This is a genomic window from Catellatospora sichuanensis (genome assembly GCF_007483665.1).
GTDB lineage: Bacteria > Actinomycetota > Actinomycetes > Mycobacteriales > Micromonosporaceae > Catellatospora > Catellatospora sichuanensis.
Genome location: NZ_VIQO01000025.1, coordinates 127,781 through 153,159, shown reverse-complemented (window position 1 = coordinate 153,159; position 25,379 = coordinate 127,781). Strand labels below are relative to the sequence as shown.

Sequence of the window (25,379 nt, the reverse complement as noted above, 5' to 3'; positions counted from 1 at the left end):
CACTGCCGTCACCGGGGGTGACCTGATAATACGTGCCGGACGCGGTCCGTGTGCGTGATCCACAGACGACGCCGTGACCGTGCCGAGCTTGTCGGGCGCCGTTCACCTCTGATGTCATACGGGGGTATCGATCGCGCGGTGGCGGAGGCAGCGGTGGCACGTACGAGGGAACCGGGCCGGGCACACCGGGAGCGGCTGCTCCACATCCTGGCCCGCGGGCCGGAGCGGCCGTCGCAGCTGAGCTTCCGCGCCTGGCTCGGGGTGGCCCGCCGCACCGTGGTGGAGCTGCTCAACGACGAACTGGCGGACCGTGCCGCGGCACTGACCTACTACAGCGTGACGTCGATCCTGCCGGGCATGCTGGTGCTGGTCGCCGGGGTGGGCCTGTTCGGCCGCGCGACCGGCGACGCGGTCGCGGAGAACCTGAGCCAGCTGACGCCGCCACCGGCCCGGCCCGCCGTGCTGGAGATCATCGACAATCTGCGTTACGACCAGCGGGCGGCGGGGGTGGCCCTGGCGGTCGGTCTGGCCATCGCGTTCTGGTCGGCGACCAGCTATATCGGCGGGTTCATGCGCGCCGCGAACGTGATCTACGACGTGCCGGAGGGCCGGCCGCTGTGGAAGACGGTGCCGGTGCAGCTGTTCGTCACCGCGGTGACCGGCGTGTCACTGGCCGCGAGTGCGCTGGCCGTGGTGCTCAGCGGCCGGGTGGCCACCAGTGTGGGGCGCGCGTTCGGCGTCGAGGACACCACGGTGAAGGTGCTCGACGTGGTGAAGTGGCCGGTCCTGGTGGTGGTGATAAACCTGCTGCTGGCGCTGCTCTACTGGGCCGCGCCGAACGCCCGGCTGGGCGGGTTCCGGTGGATCACACCGGGCACCATGGTGGCGATGGGCACCTGGATCACGGTGTCGGGCGGTTTCGCGTACTACATCGCGACCTTCGACTCGTACAACCGGACCTACGGCGCGCTCGGCGGCGTCATCGTGTTCCTGGTGTGGCTCTGGCTGACCAACGTCGCGGTGCTGCTCGGCGCGAAGTTCGACGCCGAACTGGGCCGGGCGCGGGCCATCGCGGCCGGTATGCCGCCCGACGCCGAGCCGTACCTCCCCCTGCGCGACGTGCCCAAGCAGGAGCAGCCGCGCAACGGGCTGCCCGCCCTGGAGGCAGCCCCCGCGGCCCCCGCGGACCAGCCGGCGGACGAGGAGGTACGGCCCGACGAGGGCCGGCCGTGATCAGGCCAGGGCGCGCTCGACGGTCCCGACCAGCTCGGGCGACTCCGGGGTGACCTGCGGGCGCAGCCGGGCGACGACCGCGCCGGACCGGTCGACCACGAACTTCTCGAAGTTCCACTTCACGTCGCCGGCCTCGCCGTCGGCATCCGCGGTCTGCGTGAGCAGGTCGTACAGCGGGTGCCGGGCGGGGCCGTTGACGTCGACCTTCTCCGTCAGCGGGAAGGTCACGCCGTAGTTCACGTCACAGAACTCGGCGATCTCCTCGGCGCTGCCCGGTTCCTGCCCGGCGAACTGGTTGCAGGGCACGCCGAGCACGACCAGCCCCTGGTCGGCGTAGGCCTCGGCGAGCTTCTGCAGGCCGGTGTACTGCGGGGTGAGCCCGCAGCGGGAGGCGACGTTGACGACGAGCACGGCCTTGCCGCGGTACTGGGCGAGGTCGGCGTCGCCGCCCTGCAGGGTCTTGATCGTTACGTCGTAAAGGCTCATGGGGGCCAACCATAGCGCCGGTGCCGGGACCCCGGGCGGTCTGTCACGATGTCCGGCATGACGAGCATCGAGCCCGATCCCGGCGTGAGCCCGGCGGCCCGCGCCGCCCGCGCCGCGGGATGCGCCTTCGTGTCCCTGGCCGTCTGGATGGGCCTGGCCTACGCGGTGATCCAGCTGCGGGGCTGCGTCGGCGGCATGGAGTGCCTGGGCGATGCGCTCGGCGTCATCTTCCTGTGCCTGCTGGGCGCGGCGCTGTCGATGTGGGGCCTGCTGCGGCTGGCCCGGGTGCGTCCGGCGTGGCAGGTCGCGCTGGCCGGGCCGGGGGTGTTCCTGCTGCTGGCGTTCGGTCTGCTGGGGCGGTCCTTCCGGAACGTGCCGCAGCTGTGGGTGGTCGCCATCATGGCCGCGTATGCGCTGGCCGCGGTGCTGGTGGACCTGCGGGTGTCCGGCCGGGCGCGCTGGATCACGGTCGGTGTGCTGGTCGCGCTACTGGTGGCGGGACTGGCCCGGTTCTGATCGCGGATCCGCGCCGAGGACCTGAGTGACCGTTCAGGTTACTTCGCAGTAGGCTGCTGTCATGCGTGATGCGGTGATCATCGGAGCGGTGCGTACCCCTGTCGGCCGGCGCAACGGCGGCCTGTCCGGCGTGCACCCCGTCGACCTGGCCGGGCAGATCCTGCAGGACCTCGGCGACCGCACCGGGTTCGACCCGGCCGACGTCGACGACGTCATCCTCGGCTGCGTCTCGCAGACCGGCGAGCAGTCCTGGAACATCGGCCGCAACGCGGTGCTCGCCGCGGGCTGGCCGGAGACCGTGCCCGGCACCACCCTGGACCGCCAGTGCGGTTCCAGCCAGCAGGCCGTGCACTTCGCCGCCGCGACCGTGCTGTCCGGCCAGGCCGACTTCGTGGTGGCCGCGGGCGTGGAGTCGATGAGCCGGGTGCCGATGGGCTCGTCTGTCGGCGAGCTGGGCTTCCCGTACGGACCCGAGGTCCGCAGCCGCTACGCCGGGGTCGAGGGCTTCGCCGGGGACGCCCCGGTGCCGTTCAACCAGGGCGTCGGCGCGGAGATGATCGCCGCCCGCTGGGGCTTCGGCCGGGCACAGCTAGACGAGTACGCGCTGGCCAGCCACCACAAGGCCGCGGCCGCCTCGGACGGCGGGCTGTTCGCCGCGGAGATCGCGCCGGTCGGCGACGTGTTCGCCGACGAGGGCATCCGGCGCGAGACGTCGCTGGCGAAGCTGGGCCAGCTGGCGACCCCGTTCAAGGCCGACGGCGTGGTCACCGCGGGCACCGCGTCGCAGATCTCCGACGGCGCGGCCGCGATCGCGGTCACCACGTCGGCATGGGCCGCCGAGCACGGGTACGCCCCCATCGCCCGCATCCACACGGCCGTGGTGGCCGCCGACGACCCCGTGATCATGCTCACCGCGCCCATCCCGGCGACGGCCAAGGCGCTCAAGCGGGCCGGGCTGTCCATCGCCGACATCGGCGCGTACGAGGTCAACGAGGCGTTCGCGCCGGTCCCGCTGGCGTGGCTGGCCGAGACCGGTGCCGACCCGGCCCGGCTCAACCCGCGCGGCGGCGCGATCGCGCTCGGGCACCCGCTGGGTGCCAGCGGCGCGCGGCTGCTGACCACGCTGGTGCACCACATGCGCGACAACGGCATCCGCTACGGGTTGCAGACGATGTGCGAGGGCGGCGGCATGGCCAACGCCACCATCATCGAGCTGCTGTAGGCACCGGCAGCTTTGCGCTGACGCGCTCGGCCTCGGGATTGCCGAGCGCGGTGAGGATGTCGACCGCCTGCTGCCATGCCTGCCGGGCCCGCTCGGGATCCCCGGCGGCCAGCCGGCTGTCGCCGATGTGGTCCAGCACGCCGGCCTCGTTGAAGCGGTCGCCGGACTGCCGGACCAGGCCCAGCGCCTGCTGGAAACACCGGTCCGCCTCGTCGTGCGCGCCGAGATGGTGATGCGCCTTGCCCAGGCTGTCCCAGGTGGCCGCCTGGCCGTTGCGGTCGCCGAGTTCCTCCAGGATGGCCAGCGCCTGACCACATCGGGTGAGCGCGTGCCCGTACTCGCCGAGCTGCGCGTGGTCCCAGCCCGCCGCGTTCAGCGCCCGCGCCTCGCCGTAGCGGTGGCCCGCCGCGCGGAACAGTTCCAGGGCCTGCTCGGCGTGGCCGAGCGCCTCGCGCCAGCGGCCCTCGCGCTCCAGCGCCCAGCCGATGCCGCGGTGGATGTGCGCCTGCCCGTGCTGGTCGCCGACGGCGGCGTACAGCCGCAGCGCGTGTCCGTAGTGCTCATGCGCCTCGTCCAGGCGGCTCTGGCGGGTCAGCACGAGCGCGAGCCCGCGGTGGGCCTTGCCCTGATCGCCCTGATCGCCCGCATGCAGCGCGGCGGCCAGCTCGAGGTGGTGGATTTCGGTCAGGTCGTGCCAGCGACCCTGGTAGTCCAGGAACGTCTGGACCGTCCACGCGAACCGGCCGACATCCCCGACGGCCTCGGTCGCGCCGGCCTGCCGGATGCAGGCCAGCAGCACCGGATGCTCGGCGGTGAACCAGCCGAGCGCTGCCGCGTGGTCGGCGACCTCCTCGGCCCGGACCCCGGGCACGATCGGCGCCAGCGTGATCGTGTCGCGGTGCGGCGACAGCAGCCGAGCCGCGGCGAACGCCGTGTGCAGGTAGTGGTCCAGCAGTCGGCGTGACGCGGCGTGCCGGTCGGCAGGCGGCTCGTCGGCCATGGCGAGTTCCGCGGCGTACGCCTTCAGCAGGTCGTGCGAGCCGAACCGACCGGCCGGGCCCTCGGTGACCAGGTGAGCCTGTGCCAGCGTGTCGAGCGCCTCGCGGGCCTGCGCCACGGGCACCGCGGCGAGGCTGGCCGCGGCTGCCGGGGTCAGGTCCGGGCCGGTGTGCAGCCCCAGCAGCCGGAACATCCGCGCGGCGGGGTCCGGCAGGCTGCGGTAGGACCAGGAGAAGACGGCTCGCACGTTCGTCGCAGCGTCCCAGCCGGCGAGGGCGTCGAGCCCTTCCTGCCCGGCGCGCAGCTGCGCGGCCAGTTCACCGAGCGCGGCATCGGGCGAGGTCGCGGCCTTCGCGGCCACCACGGCCAGCGCCAGCGGCAGCCCACCGCAGATCCGTACGATCTCGTCGACCGCAGCCGGCTCAGTGGACAGACGGTCCCGGCCGAGTCGGCGGCTCAGCAGCTCGCGTGCCTCCGCCGCGTCGAGCAGTCCCAGCGTCAGCGGCCGGGCGCCCTCCGTCACGACCAGGGCGGGCAGCTGTTGCCGGCTGGTCACCAGCACGAGGCAGCCGGGCGAGCCGGGCAGTAGCGGGCGCACGTGCTCGGCGTCGCGGACGTTGTCCAGCACCACCAGCACCCGCTTGCCGGCCAGCAGGCTGCGGTACAGCCCGAGCTGGCCGTCCAGGGTCGTCGGCATCCGGTGCGGTGGCACGGCCAGCGCGTCGAGGAAGCCGCGTACCGCTTCCGCGGTGCTCAGAGCCGTGCCGGCGGAGTCGTAGCCGCGCAGGTTGAGGTAGAGCTGGCCGTCCGGGAAGCGGTCGGCGATCCGGTGTGCCCAGCGCACCGCCAGGGTGGTCTTGCCCACCCCCGCGGTGCCCGAGATCGCGGAGATGACCACGGTGGTCAGGCCGGTCGTCGGGGTATCGGGCAGCAGGTCGTCGAGGCGGCGCAGCTCGTCGGCCCGGCCGCTGAACACGGGCGTGTCGGCCGGCAGCTGTGCCGGCACCGTGGGCATGTGCGTCCCGGCCACTGCCCCGCCGTAGGCGAGTGTGTCCAGCTCGGACACCCTCACCCCGGTCAGGTGGGGGTCGTCGCGCAGCACCGCGGCGTGCAGCCGGCGCAGTGCCGCCCCGGCGTCGATGCCCAGCTCGTCGGCGAGCCGGACACCGGCCGCCCGGAAAACCTCCAGCGCGTCGGCGCGCCGTCCGGCCCGGTACAGGGCCAGCATCAGCAGCGCGAGCAGGCTCTCGCGGTACGGGTTGGCGGCGGCGAGCGCGGCGAGCTCAGGAACCGCCTCGGCCTGGCCGCCCAGGTCCAGCCGCAGGCCGAGGCTCTCCTCACGGGCCCGCAGGTGCTCCTCCGACAGCCGTTGCACATCCTCGGCCAGCAGCGCGTCGGCGGGCAGGTCGGCGTAGGGCTCGGCGCGCCACAGCAGCAGCGCGCGCTCGAACAGGTCCGCGGCGGCGGGGTCGTCGCCGGCGCGGCGGGCGGCCCGGGCCTGGCCGAGTAGGTCGGCGAAGGCGAGGCTGTCCAGCTCGGCGGCGGTGGCGGCGATCCGGTAACCGCCCGGGCCGTGGGCGACCCGGGCCGGGTCGCCGAGGGCGGTGCGCAGGCGGTGCACGTACACCTGCAGGGTCTTGCGGGCGGTGGCGGGCGGGCTGCCGTCCCACAGCGTGTCGGCGAGCCGGTCCGCGGAGATCGGCTGGTTGGCCCGGCTGAGCAGCACGGCGAGCAGGCGGCGCAGCATCGCGGCCGGCAGCTCCACCGGCTGCCCCTCGCGGTGCACCGCCAGCGGTCCCAGCACGCCGAATGTGATCACGCTTGCTCCCATGTCCCGCCCAGGGTGTCGGACCGTCCTGTCGACGGTCAAGTCAGCGCGCAACCGCCGCGCAACCGGCCGCGCGGAGGATGGCGGCATACACGGTGGGGCGTGGCGATGCGGCCTGTCGGTCTGTCAACGGGGGCGGGCCGCCGGGCCGCCCTTCCCCGTGCCGCAAAGTCGATGGCGTGAACGGGGTGAGGCGCGCTACAACACCGGTATGACTGTGGCGCTGTTCGATCCACGGCTGGGTCTGCGCGAGCAGCTGGCGTGCTGGCATGAGGTGGTCGCGGCCGCGGACGCCCAAGACGACCCGGGGCATGGGTCCATGCCCCCGGCGGCGCGCGCCGCGGCGCTGCTCGCGCCCCGTCCGGACGGCCGGGTGTTGCGCTGGCTGGGCTGCGCAGACGGCGAGGTGGTGGGGCTGGCCGAGCTGTTCCTGTCCGATCGGGAGAACCTCGGCTGGGGTTTTGCCGAGGTGATCGTGCATCCGCGGCACCGCCGGTCGGGCCACGGGTCCGCGCTGCTGGCCGCGATGCGCGCGGCCGCGTCCGACGCGGGCCGGGACACGCTGGTGCTGAGCGCGGTCCGGGGCACCCCGGGGCCGGACTGGGCGGCGGCGTCGAGCGCGCGTAAGGCGCAGGAGCTGTGGGAGTCGGAGGTCGACCTGGGTTCGCTCGACCCGGCGGCGCTGGGGGACCGCCCGGTGCCGGGATACCGGCTGGTGTGCTGGTCCGAGGAGGCGCCCGAGGAACTGCTGGCCTCGTATGCCGAGGCGGTGGACGCGATGGCCGACTCGCCCGACGGCGGGCTCGGTTACCGGTCCGCGCCGAACACGCCTGACCTGGTGCGGGCCAGGGAGCGCTGTGCGCGGGCGGCCGGGTTGCAGCGGCGGGTGGTCGCCGCGGTGCATGAGGCCAGCGGAACGGTGGCCGGGCTGACCGTCCTGGAGGTCCCGCTGCTGGCCCCGGAACTCGCCCACCAGGACGACACCGTGGTGGTGCCCGCGCACCGGGGGCGCGGGATCGGGCTGTGGCTGAAAGCGGAGATGGTGCGCCGGCTGGCCGCCGACGGCGGGGTGGTGCGCCGCGTGCGCACCACCACCGACCCGTCGAACGGCCACATGCTGGCGATCAACGACCGGCTGGGGTATCGCCGCATCGGCGTGCGCGAGCAGTGGAAGCTGTCCGTCTGATCACTGCACGCAGAACTCGTTGCCCTCGGGGTCGGCCATCACCACGTGGTGGGTGCCCGGTTCCTGCACCTCGCGCAGGATCGTGGCGCCGATGCCTTCCAGGCGCTTGACCTCGCCGTCGCGGCGCTCCGGACCGGCGTGCAGGTCCAGGTGCAGCCGGTTCTTGGCCTGCTTGGGCTCGGGGACCCGCTGGAACAGCAGGCGGCGGCCGAGGCCGGTGCCGCTGACCGGCTGCACCGGGTCGTCGGGGTGGCGCACCGCGGCCAGGTCACGGAAGGCCTTGCGGCCGTCGACCTCCAGGTAGAGATCATCGCCGAGCACGCCCTGGTCGATCAGCTGGTCGATCAGGACGGAGTTGTCCTCGACCTGGTAGCCCAGGGCCTGTGCCCAGAACGCGGTCTGCGCGTGCGGGTCGGCGCAGTCGATGACGACCTTCCAGTCCAGTGCCATGACGCTCTCCTCTCGTCCGGTCTGTACCTCTGCCATGTAACCACATATAGTGGTTACATGGAACCGGGCTTCGTGTTGCGTCCACCATCGGGTGGGGTGTTCCGGTTCGATCCCGGCACGCTCTGGCTGGACCTGCTGGTCTCCGGCGGCCCCGGTGACCTGGCGGTGTTCGAGACGCTGCACGCGCCGGCCGATCTGGCCACCTGGTCGGAGCTGTGCCGGCTGCGCCTGGATCCGGCGCGGGTGCACGTCACCGAGGCAGAACTCGCGGCCGTGGTGCGGCTGCGCAACGGGCTGTGGGAGCTGGCCCGGGCACTGATACACGACCGCCCGGCCCCGCCCGGGATCACCGCACTGGTCGACGACGCGGCGGCGCGATCCCCGCTGGCCCCCCGGCTGCAGGCCACAGGTGCCCGCTTCGATCGGGTGTGGACGCTGCCCGCCACCGGCACACAGTTGCTGTCGACGGTCGCGCGGGACGTCGTCGACGTGCTGACCGGCCCGTATGCTGACCGGGTGCGCGAGTGCGGCGGGCAGAGATGCGGCCTGGTGTTCCTGGACACCTCCCGGCCCGGCAGTCGCCGCTGGTGCTCGATGGAACGCTGCGGCAACCGCAGCAAGGTGCGCGCCCTGCGTGAGCGGCGCGCACCTGAGCCGGGTTAGCTCAGCTCTTGCCGCCCTTGTCCTGCTTCCAGGACCACGGGCCAGGCAGGTCGACGCGGTGGGCACGGGTGCGGGAGTTCCACGACCAGCGACCGATGCGCAGACTCCAGGAGGACATGCCGCCCTTGGTGAAGTTGAACCGCAGGGGGCCGAATTTGAAGGACTTGCGGAACAGCAGGCTCATGCACCCCATGTAACCGCACGCGCACCACTCAAAACGTCTGACCGCGTGCCAGTAGCCCGGCGAGGTCAAGCGGGTCCACTTCGGTCGCCGTGACCGTGCAGGCGTGTGCGCCGGTAATCGCACCGTACGCCGCACAACGCTGCGGCGGCAAGCCGCTGAGCAGTCCATACAGGAATCCGGCGGCGAACGCGTCGCCCGCGCCGTTGGAGTCCACCACCGGCCGCGGCGGCGGCACCGAGGCGAACCGGCGCACCGTTTCGTCGTCGCTGGTCAGCAGGTAACCGCCCCGGTCGCCGTCGGTCGCGACCGCGACCCGGGCCCGGCCCAGCGCCAGCACCCTCCGCAGCGCCGCCTCGGGGTCGGCCAGCGCCGTCGCGGAGACGAAGACCACATCGGCGGCCGCGGCGAACTGCTCGTGGTACGGGTTCTCGCCGTCCCAGTTGTGCAGGTCCGTGGAGACGGTCACGTCGAGGCCCGCGAGCTGGGCCAGGGCGTGCGCGCCAGGATGGGTGATGCAGACGTGCACGTGGCGGCAGCCCGCGGCCAGCTCCGCCAGCAGCGGTACGGGGAAGCGGTCGTGCTCGCCGCCGCGGCTGACGTCGTACAGCGACAGCCGCCGCCCGTCCGGGCCCACCAGGTTGACCGCACGCTTGGTGCCGGTGCTGCTCGGCAGCTCGGTGAACCCGATACCCGCCTTCTCGTGCAGCGCCCGCACCAGCGCGCCCTCCGGGTCGTCGCCGAGCACGTCGACGTGGTGCGTACGCAGGCCCAGTGCCTGCAACCCGAGCGCGAGGAAGTCCCCGGTCTGGCCGGCCCGCGTGGTGATCGCCGGAACCAGGTAGCTGTCCGCGTAGGGCAGCGGCAGCTGCGGGACCTCGACGATGGTGTCCACGCCGGCGCCGCCGAGCACCAGCACATCGAGTTCACGGTGATGAGGAACACGCATGGTGTGTCGCCCTTCGTCGATGGGTAGTCGACGTTTCAGCCCGTACGGTCCGCAGCCGAGGTCATGCGGCATCCGCCGAGGTCGCGACGTGTCGTCGCCGATCATCACGGAGACCGGGCCGCCGCGTCAAGGCATTCGCGCCGCACGGCGACCTTGGCGGAGCCTGACTAGGCTCCGGAAGCTGTGCCCCGGGACCGCATCGGGGCACCGATGGGGAGGAACCACGTGAAGACACGACGTTTCGGGGTAGCGGCAGTAGGCCTGATCGCACTCGCCACCCTGGCGACCGGGTGCAAGTCGACGGGGCAGCCGGGCGCGAGCACATCCGCCAGCACGTCGGCGTCGGCGTCGGCGCCCGCTCAGACAGCGGCGGCCGCCGAGGCGCTCGCCGCGGCGGCGGGCAAGCTCAAGCAGACCACGGCCAAGATGACGATGACCATGTCCGCGGGCGTGGCCGGCGCGAACGTCACGGGCCGGCTCGACGGGCCGGGCCGCAAGACCGCCTCGACGATGGACGTCATGGGCATGAAGATGGAGTTCGTCCAGATCGCCGACGAGGTGTGGCTGAAGGCCGCCGACGTGCCCGGCATGCCGAAGGGCTGGATGCACATCGACGTCACGAAGCTCGGGCCGCAGAGCTCGCTTCGCAAGTCGCTGGAGGACCCGTCCTACAGTTCGAAGATGCTGGCCACGGCCACGCAGGTGCAGTGGGACGGCACCGGAAAGGTCAAGGGCGTGCTCGACCTGAGCCAGGCGCCGTCGGTGAACTCGTCGATGGCGGCCACGCTGGGCGAGAAGGTCAAGGCCGTGCCGTTCACCGCGACCATCGACGACCAGGGTCGGCTGACCTCGGTGACGGTCGCCCTGGGCGAGCTGGCCCCGACCGCGGGCCTGGGCGACATGAAGATCGGCTACAGCGACTTCGGCGCTCCGGTGACCATCGACAAGCCGACCGGCGAGATCGTGGAGGCCCCGGCCGCGGTACTGGCCGCCCTCTGACGCCCCCACGGCGCTGACGCCACCCGCACCCGTTTCCCGGGCGCGGGTGGCGTTTCACGTATCGGGAGCCGGGTAGGCGTGGCAACGTGATCACTGCACCCGTTGTGAGAGGTGGACCCGTGCCGACCTGTCCAGGGGTCCGCTGATGGACGCCCAGCACCTGCTGCGCGCCGTGGTCGTGGTGGCCGCGGCGCTGCTGGCGGCCCTGATCGCCGGATGGCTGTCCGCGGTGGTGGTGCGCCGGATCGGCCGTCGCCGCTACCGCCGCTTCATGGAGCACCTCAGCCAGGCATGCCGCCGGCCGTGGCGGGCGGTGCTCGTGGTGGTGGCCCTGCTGGTCGCGCTGCCGTTCACCGACCTCGCCGGCCCGGCCCGCGAAATGGTGCACCATGCCCTGGTCATCGCCCTGATCGGGGCGTCGGCCTGGCTCGTCGTGCGGGTGCTGTTCGTGCTGGAGGACGCCGCGTTCCGGCGGCTGCCCGTGGACGTGGCCGACAACCGGCGCTACCGGCGGGCCCGCACCCGGATCGGCATGCTGCGCAGGCTCACCGCGGTCACCGTCACCCTGCTGGCCGTCGCGTCGATCCTGATGACCTTCGCGCCGCTGCGTACCCTGGGCGCGTCGCTGCTGGCCTCGGCCGGGCTGGCCGGGGTGGTGGCGGCGCTGGCCGCGCACGCCACGCTGGCCCACATCTTCGCCGGTCTGCAGCTGGCCTTCACCGACGAGCTGCGCCTCGACGACGTGGTGGTGGTCGAGGGGGAGTGGGGCCGTATCGAGGAGCTGCGGCTGACCTACGTGGTGGTGCGGCTGTGGGACGAGCGGCGGCTGGTGCTGCCCACCACCTACTTCACCACCACGCCGTTCCAGCACTGGACCCGCAACGACTCGCGGGTGCTCGGCGCGGCGACGCTGCACCTGGACCACCGCATGCCGGTCGACGCGCTGCGCGCCGAGGCGCAGCGCGTCGTGGAGGCGTCGCCGCTGTGGGACCGGCGCGACTGGGTGCTGCAGGTCGTCGACACCACCGAGACCACCATGGCGGTACGCGTGCTGGCCTCGGCCGACGATGCCGCGAAGGCCTACGACCTGCGCTGCGAGATCCGCGAGAAGCTCATCGCGTACGTCCGCGAGCACCACCCCGAAGGCCTGCCGCAGACCCGGGTCGCGGTGATCTCCCCGCCCGAGCCGCGTGATCAGTAGCGCACGCTGATCCGCCGCTCGACCGCGTCGACCCGGACGTCGCCGCCGATCGGCAGGATCAGCTGCGGGTCGGTGTGGCCGATGTCCAGGTCCAGGACGAGCACCGCGTCGGGGGCGTACGCGGCCACGGCCTGCCGGACCGCGTCGAGCTGCTCGGCCCGGTACGCCGCCTTCTGCTCGGCCGTGGGACGCCGCTCGAAGTTCCAGGCCATGGGCCGTCCGACCAGCACGGCCGCGAAGCGTCCCAGCATGTCGCGCTCGCCCATGTTGCGCAGCGTCCGGAAGACCTCGTCGGCGCTCGGCATCTCCTCCGAGGTCTCCACGACCAGCACGTGCCCGTCGAAGCGCTCCGGCGGCGCGACGAAGCCCGCCTGCGACAGCCAGGACAGGATCTCCAGGCAGCCGCCCCACAGCGGGCCCTCCACGACACGCTGTGGTCCCTCCCAGGTCCAGCCGTCGACCGGCCACATCCGCGGCGGCACGCCGCGCAGCGAGGCGTCCGCCCAGTCGTTCGGTTCGTCGCCGTGGTCGGCCGATGCGGTCAGCTCGTGCCAGCCGGAGGTGAACAGGGCCGCGCGCAGGCTGCTCGCGGACAGCGGGTGCATCCCGCCGCCGCGGGCCAGCGAGGTCATCACGGCACCGCCGTGATACGCCACGATGCCGAGGCCGAACAGGTGATTGAGCAGGTTGGTGTTGTCGGAGAAGCCGAAGAACGGCTTCGGGTCCGCCCGGATCACGTCGTCGTCGAGGTGGCGCAGCACGGTGATCTGGTCGTCGCCGCCGATGCTGGCCATGACCGCGGCGATCGACGGGTCGGCGAAGGCCGCGGTGATGTCGCGGGCCCGTTCGTGCGGCGCGGCGGCCGCCGCGCGGGTGGTCGGGAACTCCACCGGGACCAGCCCGAACTCATCTCGCAGCCGGGACAGGCCCAGGTCGTACACGTCCGGGAAGACCGCGGGCAGCCCAGCGCTGGGGGACAGGATCGCGATGCGATCGCCGGGGCGGGGTTTGGGCGGGTAAGTCATGTCGGCCATGGGCCGGAACCTAACCGAAAGGTCCGGCCGCAGCATCCGATATCAGTCGAGCAGGCCCTGTTCCTCGGCGCGGGTGATGGCGTCGGCCAGCACGTCGAGGTCGACGACCGCGTCGCGGATGGCGGCGGCCACCTCCTGCAGCGGTTCGGTCTCGGCAGCGCGTACGGAGAACAGGTCGGCCTCGGAGTCGAACTCGACCTGGTCGAGCACCTCCGGCGAGCGCTCGGACAGCAGCACCTGCACCACGCCCTCCCAGGCGTAGCCGTTGCCGAGCCAGCCCTGCTCGTCGAAGATGTCCACGTAGTCGTCGAAGTCGTCGAAGGTCAGGCTGAACTCACCGGAGTCGTGCTCGACCAGTGCGCAGGGGTCGAAGTCGGGGTCACGTGCCATGCCCGCGAGCATAGGCCGCGGCATATGTCATTGCGGTTTCGTCGAAAGGCCGACTTCGCCTCCGCCGAACCGGTGAATTTCGCGCGGTCAACCTGCTGTTCGCAGCGCGTCCACCCGCGGGGCACGCGAAGCGGGGGAGTCCAGGCCGAAGCTGCGCGGGTCACCGACCATCACGCCGGCCGGCCCGCCGGCCCGCCGTCGCCGGGGTGTCGCGCTCGGCCGAATTCTGGCAGGTGTGAGCAGGAACAAGCGCTCTGAGTGGCGAATCAGCGGTTCGACCATCTGTGCGACCGCGCGAGAACGTGGCAGGCTTTCTCTTCGTGACGATGGTCAGGCAGTGGCAGCGGGTCTCGGCGTACGGGTTGGCGCGCGAGGGCGACACCGTGCTGCTCGTGCAGATCGGCCGCAGCGCCCACGGGGACCTGGGCAAGTGGATGCCGCCCGGCGGCACCATCGAGCACGGCGAGCACCCGGCGGAGACGGTGGTGCGCGAGTTCGCCGAGACCACCGGCCTGGAGGTCCGGGTCGACGCGCTGCTGGAGGTCGGTTCGGACCACCGGCAGCTGACCGGCGGCATCGACTTCCACGGCGTGTTCATGCTCTACGGGGTGACCGTGCTCGGCGGTGATCTGCGTCCTCAGCCCGATGGCATCATGGTGGAGCCCAGCTGGCATTCGGCGTCCGAACTGGACCAGATCCCCATGCTGGACGCGATGCGCGACGTGCTGCGCAGCGCCGTCAAGAAGTAGCGCTGCCGCCGATCGTCTCCCTGCGGACCTGGCGCAGCGTCTCGGTGATGCGCGGCCCGCGGCGGGCGAAGCCCAGTGCCGTGGTGGCCTCGGCGACGACCTCGTCCTCGGTGCGGTTGAGGCCGTCGCTCTCGATCCAGCGGATCAGGTCCGCCAGCGTCTGCCGCGGCACCTCGGTGATCTGCGTCGCCGATGGCAGCTCGGGTCTGGGCAGGCTGCGCGGGGTCGCCGACGGCAGCCGCAGGGTGACGCCCTCGGCCACGGAGTCCATCGGCAGCCCGGCCGACTCCGACACCGCGAGGTCGTACACGGCCCGCGCCTTGGCGATCTCGACCTCGCGCTGGCGCATCCAGTCCGTGGACCAGATTCGGTGGAAGCGCCAGCCCAGCCGCTCCAGGTGCTGCTGGCGCAACCGGTCGCGGTCGCGCACGGTCGGCGAGGCGTGGTACGACGCCCCGTCGGCCTCGATCGCCAGCACCAGCCGCTCCGGATCGTCCGGGTGGGTGGCGGCGAAATCGATGCGGTGCCCGCCGACGCCGTGCTGCACCACCAGCGGGATGCCCGCCGCGGTGAGCTTGGCCAGCACGTCGGCCTCGAACGGGTTCAGCGCCGGGGCGGTGACCGTGGCCAGGGTCTCGCGGCGGCCGCCGGAGGAGGCGTACGCCAGGAAGTCGCGCAGCATCACCGCGCCCTCGGCCCGCAGCCGCTGCGGGTCCATGTCCAGGTGGGTGAACGAGCTGACCACGGTCATCCGGCGGCGGGCGCGGGTGATCGCCACGTTGAGCCGCCGGTGGCCGCCCTTGGTGTTCAGCGGCCCGAAGCGGTAGAGCATCCGCCCGTCCAAACCCTTCGGGTAGCCGACGGTCAGGATCACCGCGTCGCGCTCGTCGCCCTGCACCCGCTCGATGTTCTTGACGAAGAACGGCTCGTGCCCGTGCTCGGAGAAGTACGGCTCCAGCTCCGGCCGGGTGGCCAGCGCCCGGCGCAGCGCGGCGTCGACCCGCTCGGCGTGGGTGATGCCCATGGTGATGACGCCGAGCGACTCGGCGGGGCGCTGCGCGGCGTGCGCGAGGATCAGCTCCACCACCCGGCGCACCTCGGCGTTGCCGCTCTCGCCCGACGCATCCGGGTCGGCCTCGCCGGTGACCAGCACGTGGCTGATGCAGTCGCCGGCGTCCGCGCCCGGGAACGTGGTCAGCGCGTTGCCGTTCGGGCTGTACACGTGCCGGTCGGAGAACGCGATGAGCCGCTCGTCGCGGCTGCGGTAGTGCCAGGCCAGGTGCCGCACCTGCGGCAGCGGCAGGGTGTGCGCGAACGCCTGCAGCAGCGACTCGACGTCGTCGCCGAGCGCGGTGCCGTCGTCGGGAGTGTCGGCGTCGCCGTCGGCGCGCTGGAAGAAGTTGGTCGGCGGCAGCTGGTGCTCGTCACCGGCCACCACGACCTGGCGGCCGCGCATGATGGCGGGCACGCCGTCGACCGGCTCGACCTGGCTGGCCTCGTCGAAGATGACCACGTCGAACAGCACCCGGGCCGGCAGCACCTGGCTGACCAGCAGCGGGCTCATCGCCCAGCACGGCTTGAGCGCGGTGAGCGCGTCCGGCGCCTGCTCGAACAGCCGACGTACCGGCAGGTGCCGGGCCTTCTTCGCGGCCTCCCGGCGGACCAGCTGCTGCTGCTCGGGAAACTCGTCCAGCACCGCCATCAGGTTGCGGGCGGCCAGGTGCCGCACCCGCTGCGCGGCCGCGGTGATGTGCGCGGCGTCGGCGGTGTGGAACTCGGTCACCGCCGCGTGCAGGGCCGCGCCGTGGAACGTCGACAGGTGCTCGTCGGTGAAACGCACGTGCTCCAGCACCGAACTGAGCCACGCGTGGTCGAACGCGGCCCCGGCCCGGGCGGTGTCGCCGCCCACGCCGCGGACCGCCAGCTCGTCCAGCAGCCGCCGGGCCCGCCACTCGACCAGCCCCGCGGCCAGCTCGTTGCGGCGCGCGGTGCGCAGCAGGTCGGCCTGGTCGCCGGCGAGCCGGTCCAGTTCGGGTTGCAGCAGCGTCAGGTCGTCGTTGTCGATCGGCACGTAGCCGCGCAGCGACTCGAGCGCCCCGGTGAACTCGGCGAACACGGCCAGCGCGGCGGCGGCCGACGGGCTGGTGCGCGGCGGCTGCCCGTCGCGGCTCACCACGCGCCAGCGGGCCAGCTCGTCGGCCGCGGCGACGGCGGCCTCGTGCAGCTCGGCGGTGCTCGGCCGGCCCGGCGCGATCCAGTGTGCCCGGATCTGCTTGAGCACCTTGCGGCGCTGCCAGAAGCCCATGCCGGCGCGCTCGGGGCCGGTCGCGGACGCGGTGGCCCAGGCGCCGAGGTCGGCGGTGTACGCCTGCGGCCGCAGCCGCCGCAGCGTCACGTCCACCTCGGACAGCAGCGCGGCCATCTTCTGCGCCGAAGACAAGGTGCCCGGCACGGACAGGCCCAGGTGCGAGGCCAGCGCGGCGAGCTGCTGCCGGGCCGGGGCCAGCGTGGTCGCGGCCTGCCCGGCCAGCGCGTACGCCAGCTGCGCGGCGGCGCGGTCGGGGATCGTCGAGCGGACCCACGGCCCCGGGCCGGGCTCCGGGTCGAACGCGCCCAGCTGCGCCAGCTCCGTCACCGCGGCGCGCAGCCGCGCGGCGGTCGGCGCGTCGAGGCGGGCCAGGTCGTCACCGGACCAGCGCTGCGGGGTCATGTCCGCAGGGCTGATGCCCAGCAGCCGCGACTGCAGCTCGAACATGGACAGGCCCCACGGGTCGTGCCGGGTGTGCAGCGCGGCGTGGTGGGCCGACAGTGCGGTGCGCGCGTCGACCAGGCTGCGGTCGGTGTCCTCGGTGGTCGGCCGGGTCTCGTGGCGCGCCCGCTGCAGCCGCGAGTCCAGGGCCCGCGCCAGCTCGCGGCGGCTCTGCTGGTCGCCGTGCAGGTTCTGCACGAGGTCGTCGAGGCCGACCTGGTTCAGCCGGTCCAGCACCGCGTCGATGGCGGCCCGTTTCTCCGCGACGAACAGCGCCGTGCGCCCGCGTGCCGCCAACGCCATGATCATGTTGGCGATGGTCTGGCTCTTGCCGGTCCCCGGCGGACCCTTGACCACCAGGTGGTGCCCGGCCACCGCGGCGTTGACCGCGTAGCTCTGCGACGAGTCGGCGTCCAGCACCAGGAACTCGTCGGCCGGGGCCAGCCGGTCCGGCGCGTCGGGTTCGACCGGCGCGGTGGCGTACAGCTCGCTCAACGCCCGCGGGTCGCCCGCCAGTGCGGCGATGACCTCACTGCTCTCCAGCAGCTCGCCGTGCTCGGTGATGTCGGCGACCATGGGCAGCTTCTCGTAGAGGAATGTGCCCACCAGCAGCTCCGGGCTGACCGTGAAGCCGCGCACGTCCTGCGCCGCCTTGGCCAGCTGCTCGAACAGCGGCGCAGGATCGTAGGGACCCTCCGGCAGCGCGTCGAGCAGCGTCTCCGGATCGATGTCGAGCCGGTGCTCCTTGAACAGCTTGAACAGCAGCACCGGGTTGACCGTCGGCTCCGGATCGAGGATGAGCGCGAAGTCGGTCTCGGCAGCCGACGTGGTGCGTACGGTCAGCCGGTGCAGCAGCACCGGTGAGCGCGGCGTGCGGTCCGGCTCCCACCAGCTGGCGATTCCGCTGGCCAGGTAACCGACGTCGACGCCGCGTTCCTCGGCGAGGGTGCGCATCCGGGTCCGGATGGTGCGCGCGCGCCGCATCGCGTCGGCGTGCGCGACGTCGTCGGGGAACAGCTGACGCAGCGTCACCGTGCGCCCGGCCGTCAGCATCGTCACCGCTTCCGGCCGCGCGGTGTCCAGCCGCAGCGTGCCGGCCCGCAGATCGCGGTAGTACGCCAGTTGATTACGCCCGGAGTCGTCCACCAGCGCATCCGCCCACCGCCTGGTGGCGAGCGCGACATGGGACGGCTGCGGCAGCTGCGGTGCGCTCTCGGACACGGTCACGGCCCAACGATGGCAGACTCCCGCACCTGCGCCAAGCGCCCCACCGAAAGGAAGGGCACCTGCACATCGCTATGTGTAGCGGAAGGGCACCTTCTTAACCCTGTGTGAGCTGGACCGGCGCGTCAACGTCCGGACTGTCGGTGAACCGGCGCCGCCGGCGGGACGTGGCTCGTGATGACGTGCATCAGGTCGTCGAGCCCGGCGTCGAACTCGGCGTCCCAGTCGGCCGGCTGCGCCAGTACCGCCGAAAGTTCTTGATGCGCGGGCGCCGCGCCGCCCGCGGCCTCGGCCCGGTCGTGCCGGCGCGGGTCGGCGGGTGGGAAACGGCCGGCGACCTCGCCGAGCGAGAAGCCGAGCACGAATGTGGAGACGAGCCGCTCCAGGCGCGGCACCTGCGCCTCTGGCACGCCCGCGTCGAGCAGCGCGCCGTAGATCGCGTCGACCAGGCGCACCGCGTCGGGGGTGACCGCGGGGCGGGCCAGCAGCAGCAGGTACGTGGTGCGGTGCCGGTGGGCCAGCGCGCGGCCCGCGTGGGCGATGGCGCGCAGCCTGACGTGCCACTGCCCGGCCGTGCCCGCCGCGGGCAGCAGCTCGGCCAGCAGCAGGTCGACCAGGCCGTCGAGCAGGGCGTCCTTGTTGCCGACGTGGGGATACAGCGCCATCGGCGTCACCCCGACCCGCGCCGCGACCGCGCGCATGGACAGCGCGTCGAGGCCGCGCTCGTCGGCCAGCGCCAGCGCGGCGGTCAGGATCTCCCGCCGCCGGGCCTCGACACCCTGCTCCGCCATGTTCTACAGTGTAGATCTATACAGCGTAGATCACAAAGGAGGCGCGGCATGCTGCACGCGTCCGGCCTGCGCAAGGTGTACGGCCCGGTCACCGCCCTCGACGGCTTCGACCTCACCGTCGCGCCCGGCGAGATCTGCGGCCTGATCGGCCACAACGGTGCGGGCAAGAGCACCTTCGTCGAGATCGTCACCGGCCTGACCCGCCCGGACGCAGGCGCCGTCACCGTGGGCGGCCTGCCGCCGGCCCGCGCCCGCCACCTCGTCGGCCTCGCCCCGCAGGAGATCGCGCTCTACCTGTCCGTCACCGTCGAGCACAACCTGCGCCTGTTCGGCGCGCTCGCCGGGCTGCGCGGGCGCGGCCTGCGCCAGGCGATCGACGACACCGCGCAGGCGCTCGGCCTCACCGACGTGCTCCGGCGGCCCGTGGGCCTGCTCTCCGGCGGGCAGCGCCGACGGGCCCAGGCCGCGACCGCGATGCTGCACCGGCCCGCGCTGCTGCTGCTCGACGAGCCGACCACCGGCGCCGACCCCGGCACCCGCGCCGCACTGCTGCAACTGCTGCGGGCCCGCGCCGCGGACGGCGCCGCCGTGCTCTACACCACCCACTACCTGCCCGAGCTGGCCGATCTCGGGGCCACGCTCGCGGTCTGCCGGGCCGGGCGGGTCATCGCCCGGGGCAGCCAGGACGAGCTGCGGGCCGGGCACCAGACCCTCGACGACCTCTATCACGCCCTGGCGGTCGATCATGCGTAGCCTCGCCCTCGTCCGGCTCAACCTGGCCCTGCTGGCGGCCGAGCCCGGGGCGGTGATCAGCCGCATCGGCATGCCGCTCGTGATGATCACCGTGCTGCGGCCGCTCTACCGCGCCGCCATCGGCGACCAGGGCACCACCCATGCCGTCACCGGCATGCTGGTGCTGTTCTCGCTGCTGGGGCTGTCCATCGTCGGCGGCTCGCTGCTCACCGAACGCTCCTGGCACACCCTGGACCGGCTGCGGGCCACCCCCGCGTCACCGTGGCAGATCCTGACCGGCAAGGCGGTCGCGCTCGGCGGGGTGCTGCTGGCCCAGCAGGCGGTGGTGCTCGGGTACGGCGTGGTCGCGCTCGGCCTTCGGGTCGCCCGCCCGGACCTGCTCGCGCTGGCGGCCCTGGCCTGGGCGGTCACCCTGCTGCTGCTCGGGGCCGCGGCCGCGATGACGGTACGCAGCCACAGCGAGCTCGGCGCGGTCAACGACCTCGGCGCGCTGCTGCTGTCCACGCTCGGCGGCGCGATGGTGCCGCTGTCCCTGCTGCCCGGCTGGGCGCAGACGATCGCGCCCGCGTCCCCCGGTTATTGGGCGCTGCAGGCGCTGGGCGGCGCGGCGGCCGGGGACACCGCGGCCGTGCTGCGTGGCAGCGGTGTCCTGCTGCTGGTCGCGTTCGCCGCGGGCCTCTACGCCGCCTGGCGCATGAACCGCGGCTGGGGCCGCAGTCGCCTGCTGTGACCCCGTCAGAGGTAGCAGCCGGTGGAGGGTTCGGGTGTCATCTGGATCAGGTCGCGGTCGCCGCGCTGGATGGCGAACAGCTCGGCCAGGGTGGCGCCGGAGGAGCTCAGGCCCGCGGTGCTGCCCAGCCAGGCGCTCGCCTGGGCGAAGGGCAGCGGGCCGACCTCGATCTGGGCCAGGCAGCGGCCCGGGCGCACCACGGCGGGGTGCAGCTTGTTGAGCGGTTCGTTGGTGGTGAGGCCGACGAGGACGTCACGGCCCTGGGCGAGCAGGCCGTCGGTCAGGTTCAGCAGGCGCGACAGCGCCTGGCCGCTGGACTGCTTGGCGGCCGAGGAGATCAGCTCGTCGCAGTCCTCGACCAGCAGCAGCCGCCAGCGCCGCTCCTCCTGCTCGTCGTCGCCGATGGCGACCTCCATCAGGTAGCTGGAGTCGTGGAACAGGTTCTCCGGGTCGAGCACGCAGTCGACCTGGCACCACGACGACCACGCCCGCGCGAGCGCGCGCAGCGCGGTGGTCTTGCCGGTGCCCGGCACGCCGTGCAGCAGCAGCAGGCGGCCGCTGATCGAGTCCGGGGTGAGCGTCATCAGGCGCTCCAGTGAGCCTGCGACGTCGGCGGAGTAGTTGTCCCGGATCGCGTCCCACGCCGGTGTGGTGATCGGCCGGGTGCTGCGCTGCGCGCCGCGCTTGGCGGAGTGGTGCCAGAAGCCCATCGGCACCGTGTCGGCGCGCTCGACGTGGTCCTCGCGCGCGTTGCGCGTGGCGGCGTCGAGGATGCGCAGCGCCAGCTCCTCGGTGGTCGCGGTGACGGTGACCTCGGCGACGCCGCCGCGCCAGCGCGCGGCGCGCAGCGTCCAGCCGTCGCCCGCGGCGAGGTGGCTGCGCAGGCCGTCGTCGGTGGCCACGCGCAGCACCCGCCCCTCCTCCGGCAGCAGGTTGGCCTCCTTGCGGACGCGGGGCAGGCGGGCGGTGTGGGCGTACGGCTGCTCGCCCGTGCTGAACGGGGCGAGGATCATCGCGTCGACGACGTCCCGAGGAGTGTCGGAGTCATCAAGGGTGAGGTTGGTCGACAGCTGTGGCAGAGTGCCCATACGTCGATGATCTCGCAATTGGACCTGCGCACATAGCAGTTTTCCAGCCCGGTCGCCGGGTGGGAGCGCGGGCCGCGCTCAGATGCCGAGTTTCGCCCACGGCCCCCAGATCGCGATGGTCATCCCGTGCACCGCGAGCACGTTCACGAACAGCGTGTGCCCGTCCGGGCTGAATGCGCAGCCGGCGAACTCGTCGGCCTCGCGCGACACCCCGGCGCGGTTGGTCAGCCGGTTGAGCGCGATGTCGAGCACCTGCCCGTGCCGGGTGAGCCCGCGCACGTAGTTGTTGTTCGCGCCGTCCTCGCACAGGATGAGCGTGCCGTTGGGGCTGGTGGTGATGTTGTCCGGGAAGTCCAGTCCGTCGACTGCGGGGGCCTGGTACACCAGCCGGAGCACCTCCTCCGCGCAGTGGTACGCCCAGATCTGCCCGTGGCCGTTGCCGTAGCCGCTGTCGAAGGGCCCGTCGTCCTTCTCCGCCCGGCCCCCGCCCTGCGTGGAGGTGAAGTACACGACGCCCTGCCGGAAGGTCGAGCCCTCCAGGCGGGAGAACAGCGCCGCGCCGCCGTCGCGGCCCTGGTCGCCCACGTGGCGCAGCGCCTTGTGCTCGCTCGTCGGCGCGGGCACGCCCTCGGTGTACGGGAACCTCGGCGCCGGGTCGTCGATGTCGACCCAGGTGACCGGGAAGATCGCCCCGGGCTCCTGCGCGGCCGCGAGGTCCAGCCGCGGGCGACCCTTCACGGCCAGCGCCTGCAGCCGGCCCCCGTCGGCGATGCCCCGCCCGTCGGCGCGCAGCGGATCCGGCGCGCGCGGTGGCAGGTACCGGTAGAAGCAGCTGGCGAAGGCGAAGTTGTCCTCGGTCAGATAGAGCGCGCCGCCCGCGGGGTCGTACGCCACCGACTCGTGCGCGAAGCGGCCCGCCGCCGTGATCGGCTGCGGCTCCACCGCGCCCTGCGCGGGCACCTCGAAGATGAAGCCGTGCCGCTCCCGCAGCAGGTAGTTGCCCAGCCCGGCGACGTCCGGGCCGTGCACGGTCTCCTCGCAGCTGACCCACGTACCCCACGGCATCCGCCCGCCGCAGCAGTTGGTGTGTGTGCCGCTCAGGCTGGTGTGCGAGCGCACCACCTCGCCGTACCGGGTCACCTCGATCGTCGTGGTGCCGCCGCAGGCCGCCGGGTCGTAGGTGACGTGGCCCGGCCCGAACGCCGACCCGGTGATCTTGACCTCATGGTTGCGCACCAGGATCGTGTTGCCGCCCGGTGCCTGGAACGCGCCCATGCCGTCGTGGCTGCCCGGCAGCCGGGAGCCGTCGTCGAGCACCACCGGCCACTCCGTGTCGTGAAACGAGCGGTAGGCGAAGCCCTCGGGTACCCACAGCCGCGGCACGCCGTCGCGCAGGTCGGCCGTGGGTGCGAGCTTGATCCGTGACGGCGGCTGCGGCTTGCTCTCGCGGGCCAGGAAGCCGCTGAAGGGACCGGCGGCGAACAGCCCTCCCGCCACGGCCGCGCCGCCGAGCAGCGAACGCCGGTTGATCACCATTATCGCGCTCACTTCCGTGCGTCGAGGGAACTACGGAGGTGCAACGAGCGAACCGCCCGCATGATCACGCATCGACACCGGCGGAGGTCCTTACGTCGGCGGCGTCCCGCACTGCGCCGTCGCCCGAGGCGCGGCCGCCCAGATCAGCGCGGGGCCGTGTCCTGTCCGCGCTGCGTCGTGAGCGCCTGGTGCGCCGCCATCCGGTCGAGCACCTTCGCGGCCTTGGCCGACAGCACCTCCGCCGGGTCGAAGCCCAGGCTCCGGATCGCCACGAACGCGGCGAGGGCCACGTCGGCCAGCTCGTCGGCGACCTCGCGGGGCGTGTGCGTGACGCCCTTGCGCGGGTTCTGGCCCTGTACGCCGATCCAGGCGCTGGCCGCCTCGCCCGCCTCCTCGGTCACCTTGAGGATGCGCATGGTCTGCTGCTGAGGTCCGCTGCCGTGGTGCGTGTCGAGCCACCGCACCGCCGCGTCCACCGCCCGCCGGCTCGTCTCGTCCACCCGGCGCACCCTACCCGCGCGGCGCGTGGACGGCGGGCATGGCGTCGGCCCTGCCGGGTTGTCGTACCCGGTGGATAGCGTGCGGCCCATGTCGTTGGATGTGACGGTCGGGGCGGGTTCGTTGGCCGAGGCGGCGGCGCAGTTGTTGCGGCTGCTGCCCGTGCGGGCGCATCAGCCCGCGCTGGCCGGGGTGCTGCTGCGGGCCGACGCCGAAGGGCTGGAGCTGGCCGCGTCCGACGGCGAGGCGTGGGCGCGAGTGCGGGTGGCCGCGACGGCGCACACCGACGGCGAGGCGGTGGTGTCGCGGCGTGCGCTGGCCGACACCGTGGCCACGCTGGACGCTCCGCAGCTGCGCCTGTGCACCGAGGGCGCGCGGCTGGCAGTGCGCACCGACCGGGCCCGCTTCGCGCTGCCCCGGCTCGACCTGGACACCTTTGCCCGCCCGCCGCAGGCGCCCGCGGCGGTGGGCGTGCTCACGGGCGCGGACTGGCGGGCCGCCGCCGCGGTGGCCGGCGCGGCCTCCCGGGAGGACGCGCTGCCGCTGTTCACGGCGGTGCGCATGCGCTCCGCGGGCGCGGTCGTCTCGATGCTGGCCACGGACCGCTTCCGGCTCGCCGCGGCGCGTCCGGCCTGGCGGCCGGAGCCCGACGCGGAGCTGGACGTGCTGGTTCCGGCAGCGCTCGTCACCGAGCTCGGCCGCCAGGCGGGCCGCTCGGCCGACGTGACCCTGCATGCGCAGGACGGCCTGTTCGCGCTGTCCTGGCCCGGGTGGACGGTCGGCACGGCATCTCTGGCGGTGGCCTTTCCCGACCGGCAGCTCGACCAGCTGCTGGCGGCGCAGGCCGAGGCGACGGTCCGGGTGGACGCGGACGCCCTGGCCGCCGCGGTCGGCCGGGCGGCGCACTATGCCGGGCCGCGCGGCGCGGTGACCCTCGAACTCGGCGACGGTGAGCTGTGCGTGCGCGGCAGCGACCCGCTGGCCGGGGAGTCGTCCGAGACGCTCAAGGCCGACCTGCTGGGCGACCGGCTGACCCGGCAGTACCAAGCTCGCTACCTGCTCGACGCGCTGCGCCCGTTCGCCGGCCGCCAGGCGCGCTTGGAGATCCAGTCCGCGCTGCGGCCCACCGCGTTCACGGCCGTGTCGCCCGAACCGGGCGTGGACCTGCGCTACCTCGTCGTGCCCCTACGCCCCGCGGACGCGACCCACCATCCCTGACCCACACCCCACCACGGGAACCGCCGGACCCGCCGCCGCGTCGCCGACGCCGTGCGGCCTTGCGGTTTCGGGGAAACTGCAGGAATCGACGTCCCGTTGCGTGCACTTTCCCCGAAACTGCGAGACCGGCATGATCACAGCGGCGGGGCGGTGCCGGCGGCGCGCTGCTCGGCGGCGAGGGTGACCAGCTCCGGGTACCAGGGGCCGTCGGTGAGGAGCAGGCGGCGTGCCTCGTCGAGCGCGTGCGCGCGTACCTCCAGGACGGTCTCGCCGTCGTCGGGGTTGACCGGTGCGCCCTCGACGCTCACCTCGGCGAAGCACCACAGCCAGGCCATTTCCGGGTGCGGCTGGTGCGGCCGGTACGGCGCGGGCTGGTCGGACACCGCGTGATGCGCGCCGACGACGTGCAGCGGGCCGCGCAGCACCGCACCGGCCTCCTCGCGCAGCTCACGGGCGGCGCACTCGGTGACGCTCTCATCGGGCTCGCGGGTGCCGCCGGGCAGGAACCAGACGTCCCGGGCGTCTCGGCAGAGCACGATCCGGTCGCCGGCGAAGCCGACGACGTGCACGTTGGTGACGAGCCGGTCCGGCGGCGGGGTGATGGAGAACCGGCAGTCGACGCCGGCCCACTCCCACCGCTGCGGGGCGAACAGCAACGGAAAACGGTCATGAGGGGACGCCACGGCGGGATCGTACCCGCGGGCGG

At 73.2% G+C, this 25,379-nt stretch carries 24 protein-coding genes; 11 read left to right on the top strand and 13 right to left on the bottom strand.

What is annotated here, in order from left to right; all coding sequences use genetic code 11:
• Positions 1-153 precede the first annotated feature (153 nt).
• Entirely contained in the window at positions 154-1,233 is a 1,080-nt protein-coding gene (locus FLL47_RS31385; protein WP_144125780.1) for a YihY/virulence factor BrkB family protein, read from the top strand.
• On the opposite strand, the gene FLL47_RS31380 is transcribed toward FLL47_RS31385, so the two are convergent.
• Entirely contained in the window at positions 1,234-1,719 is a 486-nt protein-coding gene (locus FLL47_RS31380; RefSeq protein WP_144125777.1) for a glutathione peroxidase, read from the bottom strand.
• A 57-nt stretch (positions 1,720-1,776) separates the two neighbouring features.
• On the opposite strand from FLL47_RS31380, the gene FLL47_RS31375 reads away from it, so the two are divergent.
• Both FLL47_RS31375 and FLL47_RS31370 read left to right on the top strand, forming a co-directional pair.
• Positions 1,777-2,235: a hypothetical protein gene (locus tag FLL47_RS31375; RefSeq protein WP_144125774.1), complete on the top strand. Its 459-nt coding sequence runs from the start codon at positions 1,777-1,779 to the stop codon at positions 2,233-2,235.
• 61 nt (positions 2,236-2,296) lie between these two features.
• Positions 2,297-3,457, top strand: coding sequence for an acetyl-CoA C-acyltransferase (locus FLL47_RS31370; RefSeq protein WP_144125771.1), 1,161 nt, complete (start codon positions 2,297-2,299; stop codon positions 3,455-3,457).
• Here the strand turns inward: FLL47_RS31370 and FLL47_RS31365 are convergent.
• Positions 3,441-6,275: an AfsR/SARP family transcriptional regulator gene (locus FLL47_RS31365; RefSeq protein ID WP_186316015.1), complete on the bottom strand. Its 2,835-nt coding sequence runs from the start codon at positions 6,273-6,275 to the stop codon at positions 3,441-3,443. The two genes, FLL47_RS31370 and FLL47_RS31365, sit on opposite strands and share 17 nt — an antisense overlap.
• 220 nt (positions 6,276-6,495) lie before the next feature.
• On the opposite strand from FLL47_RS31365, the gene FLL47_RS31360 reads away from it, so the two are divergent.
• Complete coding sequence (locus FLL47_RS31360; RefSeq protein WP_186316014.1) at positions 6,496-7,470, top strand: GNAT family N-acetyltransferase; 975 nt, start codon at positions 6,496-6,498, stop codon at positions 7,468-7,470.
• Here FLL47_RS31360 and FLL47_RS31355 read toward each other — a convergent pair whose 3' ends face one another.
• Entirely contained in the window at positions 7,471-7,920 is a 450-nt protein-coding gene (locus FLL47_RS31355; RefSeq protein ID WP_144125762.1) for a VOC family protein, read from the bottom strand. It abuts the gene before it with no gap.
• A gap of 57 nt (positions 7,921-7,977) precedes the next feature.
• Between FLL47_RS31355 and FLL47_RS31350 the strand changes: the two genes are divergently transcribed.
• Entirely contained in the window at positions 7,978-8,583 is a 606-nt protein-coding gene (locus tag FLL47_RS31350) for a CGNR zinc finger domain-containing protein (protein WP_144125760.1), read from the top strand.
• Between the two features lies 1 nt (position 8,584).
• Here FLL47_RS31350 and FLL47_RS31345 read toward each other — a convergent pair whose 3' ends face one another.
• A complete protein-coding gene (locus FLL47_RS31345; protein WP_144125757.1) occupies positions 8,585-8,767 on the bottom strand; it encodes a DUF4236 domain-containing protein in 183 nt (60 codons plus the stop codon).
• A 28-nt stretch (positions 8,768-8,795) separates the two neighbouring features.
• Positions 8,796-9,713, bottom strand: a complete 918-nt coding sequence (locus tag FLL47_RS31340) for a PfkB family carbohydrate kinase (RefSeq protein WP_144125754.1) — start codon at positions 9,711-9,713, stop codon at positions 8,796-8,798.
• Positions 9,714-9,938: 225 nt separating this feature from the next.
• Between FLL47_RS31340 and FLL47_RS31335 the strand changes: the two genes are divergently transcribed.
• The gene (locus FLL47_RS31335) at positions 9,939-10,712 is read left to right on the top strand and encodes a hypothetical protein (protein ID WP_144125751.1); all 774 of its coding nucleotides are present in this window, start codon (positions 9,939-9,941) and stop codon (positions 10,710-10,712) included.
• Between the two features lie 145 nt (positions 10,713-10,857).
• Entirely contained in the window at positions 10,858-11,913 is a 1,056-nt protein-coding gene (locus tag FLL47_RS31330) for a mechanosensitive ion channel family protein (protein ID WP_144125748.1), read from the top strand.
• On the opposite strand, the gene FLL47_RS31325 is transcribed toward FLL47_RS31330, so the two are convergent.
• Positions 11,907-12,947 carry a S66 family peptidase gene (locus tag FLL47_RS31325; protein WP_144125745.1) on the bottom strand — a complete coding sequence of 347 codons (1,041 nt, stop codon included), beginning with the start codon at positions 12,945-12,947 and terminating at the stop codon, positions 11,907-11,909. The genes FLL47_RS31330 and FLL47_RS31325 overlap by 7 nt on opposite strands.
• A gap of 42 nt (positions 12,948-12,989) precedes the next feature.
• Positions 12,990-13,337 (bottom strand): Imm51 family immunity protein, encoded by a 348-nt coding sequence (locus FLL47_RS31320; protein ID WP_186316013.1) that lies wholly within the window; start codon positions 13,335-13,337, stop codon positions 12,990-12,992.
• 326 nt (positions 13,338-13,663) lie between these two features.
• Here FLL47_RS31320 and FLL47_RS31315 point away from each other — a divergent pair, with 326 nt between their 5' ends.
• A complete protein-coding gene (locus FLL47_RS31315; protein WP_246158922.1) occupies positions 13,664-14,086 on the top strand; it encodes an NUDIX hydrolase in 423 nt (140 codons plus the stop codon).
• On the opposite strand, the gene FLL47_RS31310 is transcribed toward FLL47_RS31315, so the two are convergent.
• Both FLL47_RS31310 and FLL47_RS31305 read right to left on the bottom strand, forming a co-directional pair.
• A complete protein-coding gene (locus FLL47_RS31310) occupies positions 14,076-18,062 on the bottom strand; it encodes an AAA domain-containing protein (RefSeq protein WP_144125735.1) in 3,987 nt (1,328 codons plus the stop codon). The genes FLL47_RS31315 and FLL47_RS31310 overlap by 11 nt on opposite strands.
• Positions 18,063-18,184: 122 nt before the next feature.
• Positions 18,185-18,850, bottom strand: a complete 666-nt coding sequence (locus FLL47_RS31305; protein WP_144125732.1) for a TetR/AcrR family transcriptional regulator — start codon at positions 18,848-18,850, stop codon at positions 18,185-18,187.
• Positions 18,851-18,898: 48 nt separating this feature from the next.
• On the opposite strand from FLL47_RS31305, the gene FLL47_RS31300 reads away from it, so the two are divergent.
• Positions 18,899-19,603, top strand: coding sequence for an ABC transporter ATP-binding protein (locus tag FLL47_RS31300; RefSeq protein ID WP_144125729.1), 705 nt, complete (start codon positions 18,899-18,901; stop codon positions 19,601-19,603).
• The gene (locus tag FLL47_RS31295) at positions 19,596-20,333 is read left to right on the top strand and encodes an ABC transporter permease (protein ID WP_144125726.1); all 738 of its coding nucleotides are present in this window, start codon (positions 19,596-19,598) and stop codon (positions 20,331-20,333) included. The genes FLL47_RS31300 and FLL47_RS31295 overlap by 8 nt, the downstream gene beginning before the upstream one ends.
• 5 nt (positions 20,334-20,338) lie before the next feature.
• Here the strand turns inward: FLL47_RS31295 and FLL47_RS31290 are convergent, their stop codons facing one another.
• From FLL47_RS31290 to FLL47_RS31280, 3 genes are all read right to left on the bottom strand, one after another.
• Positions 20,339-21,421 (bottom strand): DUF5925 domain-containing protein, encoded by a 1,083-nt coding sequence (locus FLL47_RS31290; protein ID WP_144125723.1) that lies wholly within the window; start codon positions 21,419-21,421, stop codon positions 20,339-20,341.
• Positions 21,422-21,499: 78 nt separating this feature from the next.
• Entirely contained in the window at positions 21,500-22,957 is a 1,458-nt protein-coding gene (locus FLL47_RS31285; RefSeq protein ID WP_144125720.1) for a PhoX family protein, read from the bottom strand.
• Between the two features lie 143 nt (positions 22,958-23,100).
• Positions 23,101-23,457, bottom strand: coding sequence for a MazG-like family protein (locus FLL47_RS31280; protein ID WP_144125717.1), 357 nt, complete (start codon positions 23,455-23,457; stop codon positions 23,101-23,103).
• Between the two features lie 88 nt (positions 23,458-23,545).
• On the opposite strand from FLL47_RS31280, the gene FLL47_RS31275 reads away from it, so the two are divergent.
• Positions 23,546-24,673: a DNA polymerase III subunit beta gene (locus FLL47_RS31275; RefSeq protein ID WP_144125714.1), complete on the top strand. Its 1,128-nt coding sequence runs from the start codon at positions 23,546-23,548 to the stop codon at positions 24,671-24,673.
• A gap of 134 nt (positions 24,674-24,807) precedes the next feature.
• Here the strand turns inward: FLL47_RS31275 and FLL47_RS31270 are convergent, their stop codons facing one another.
• On the bottom strand, positions 24,808-25,356 hold the full coding sequence (locus FLL47_RS31270) for an NUDIX hydrolase (RefSeq protein WP_144125711.1): 549 nt from the start codon (positions 25,354-25,356) through the stop codon (positions 24,808-24,810).
• Positions 25,357-25,379: the final 23 nt, after the last annotated feature.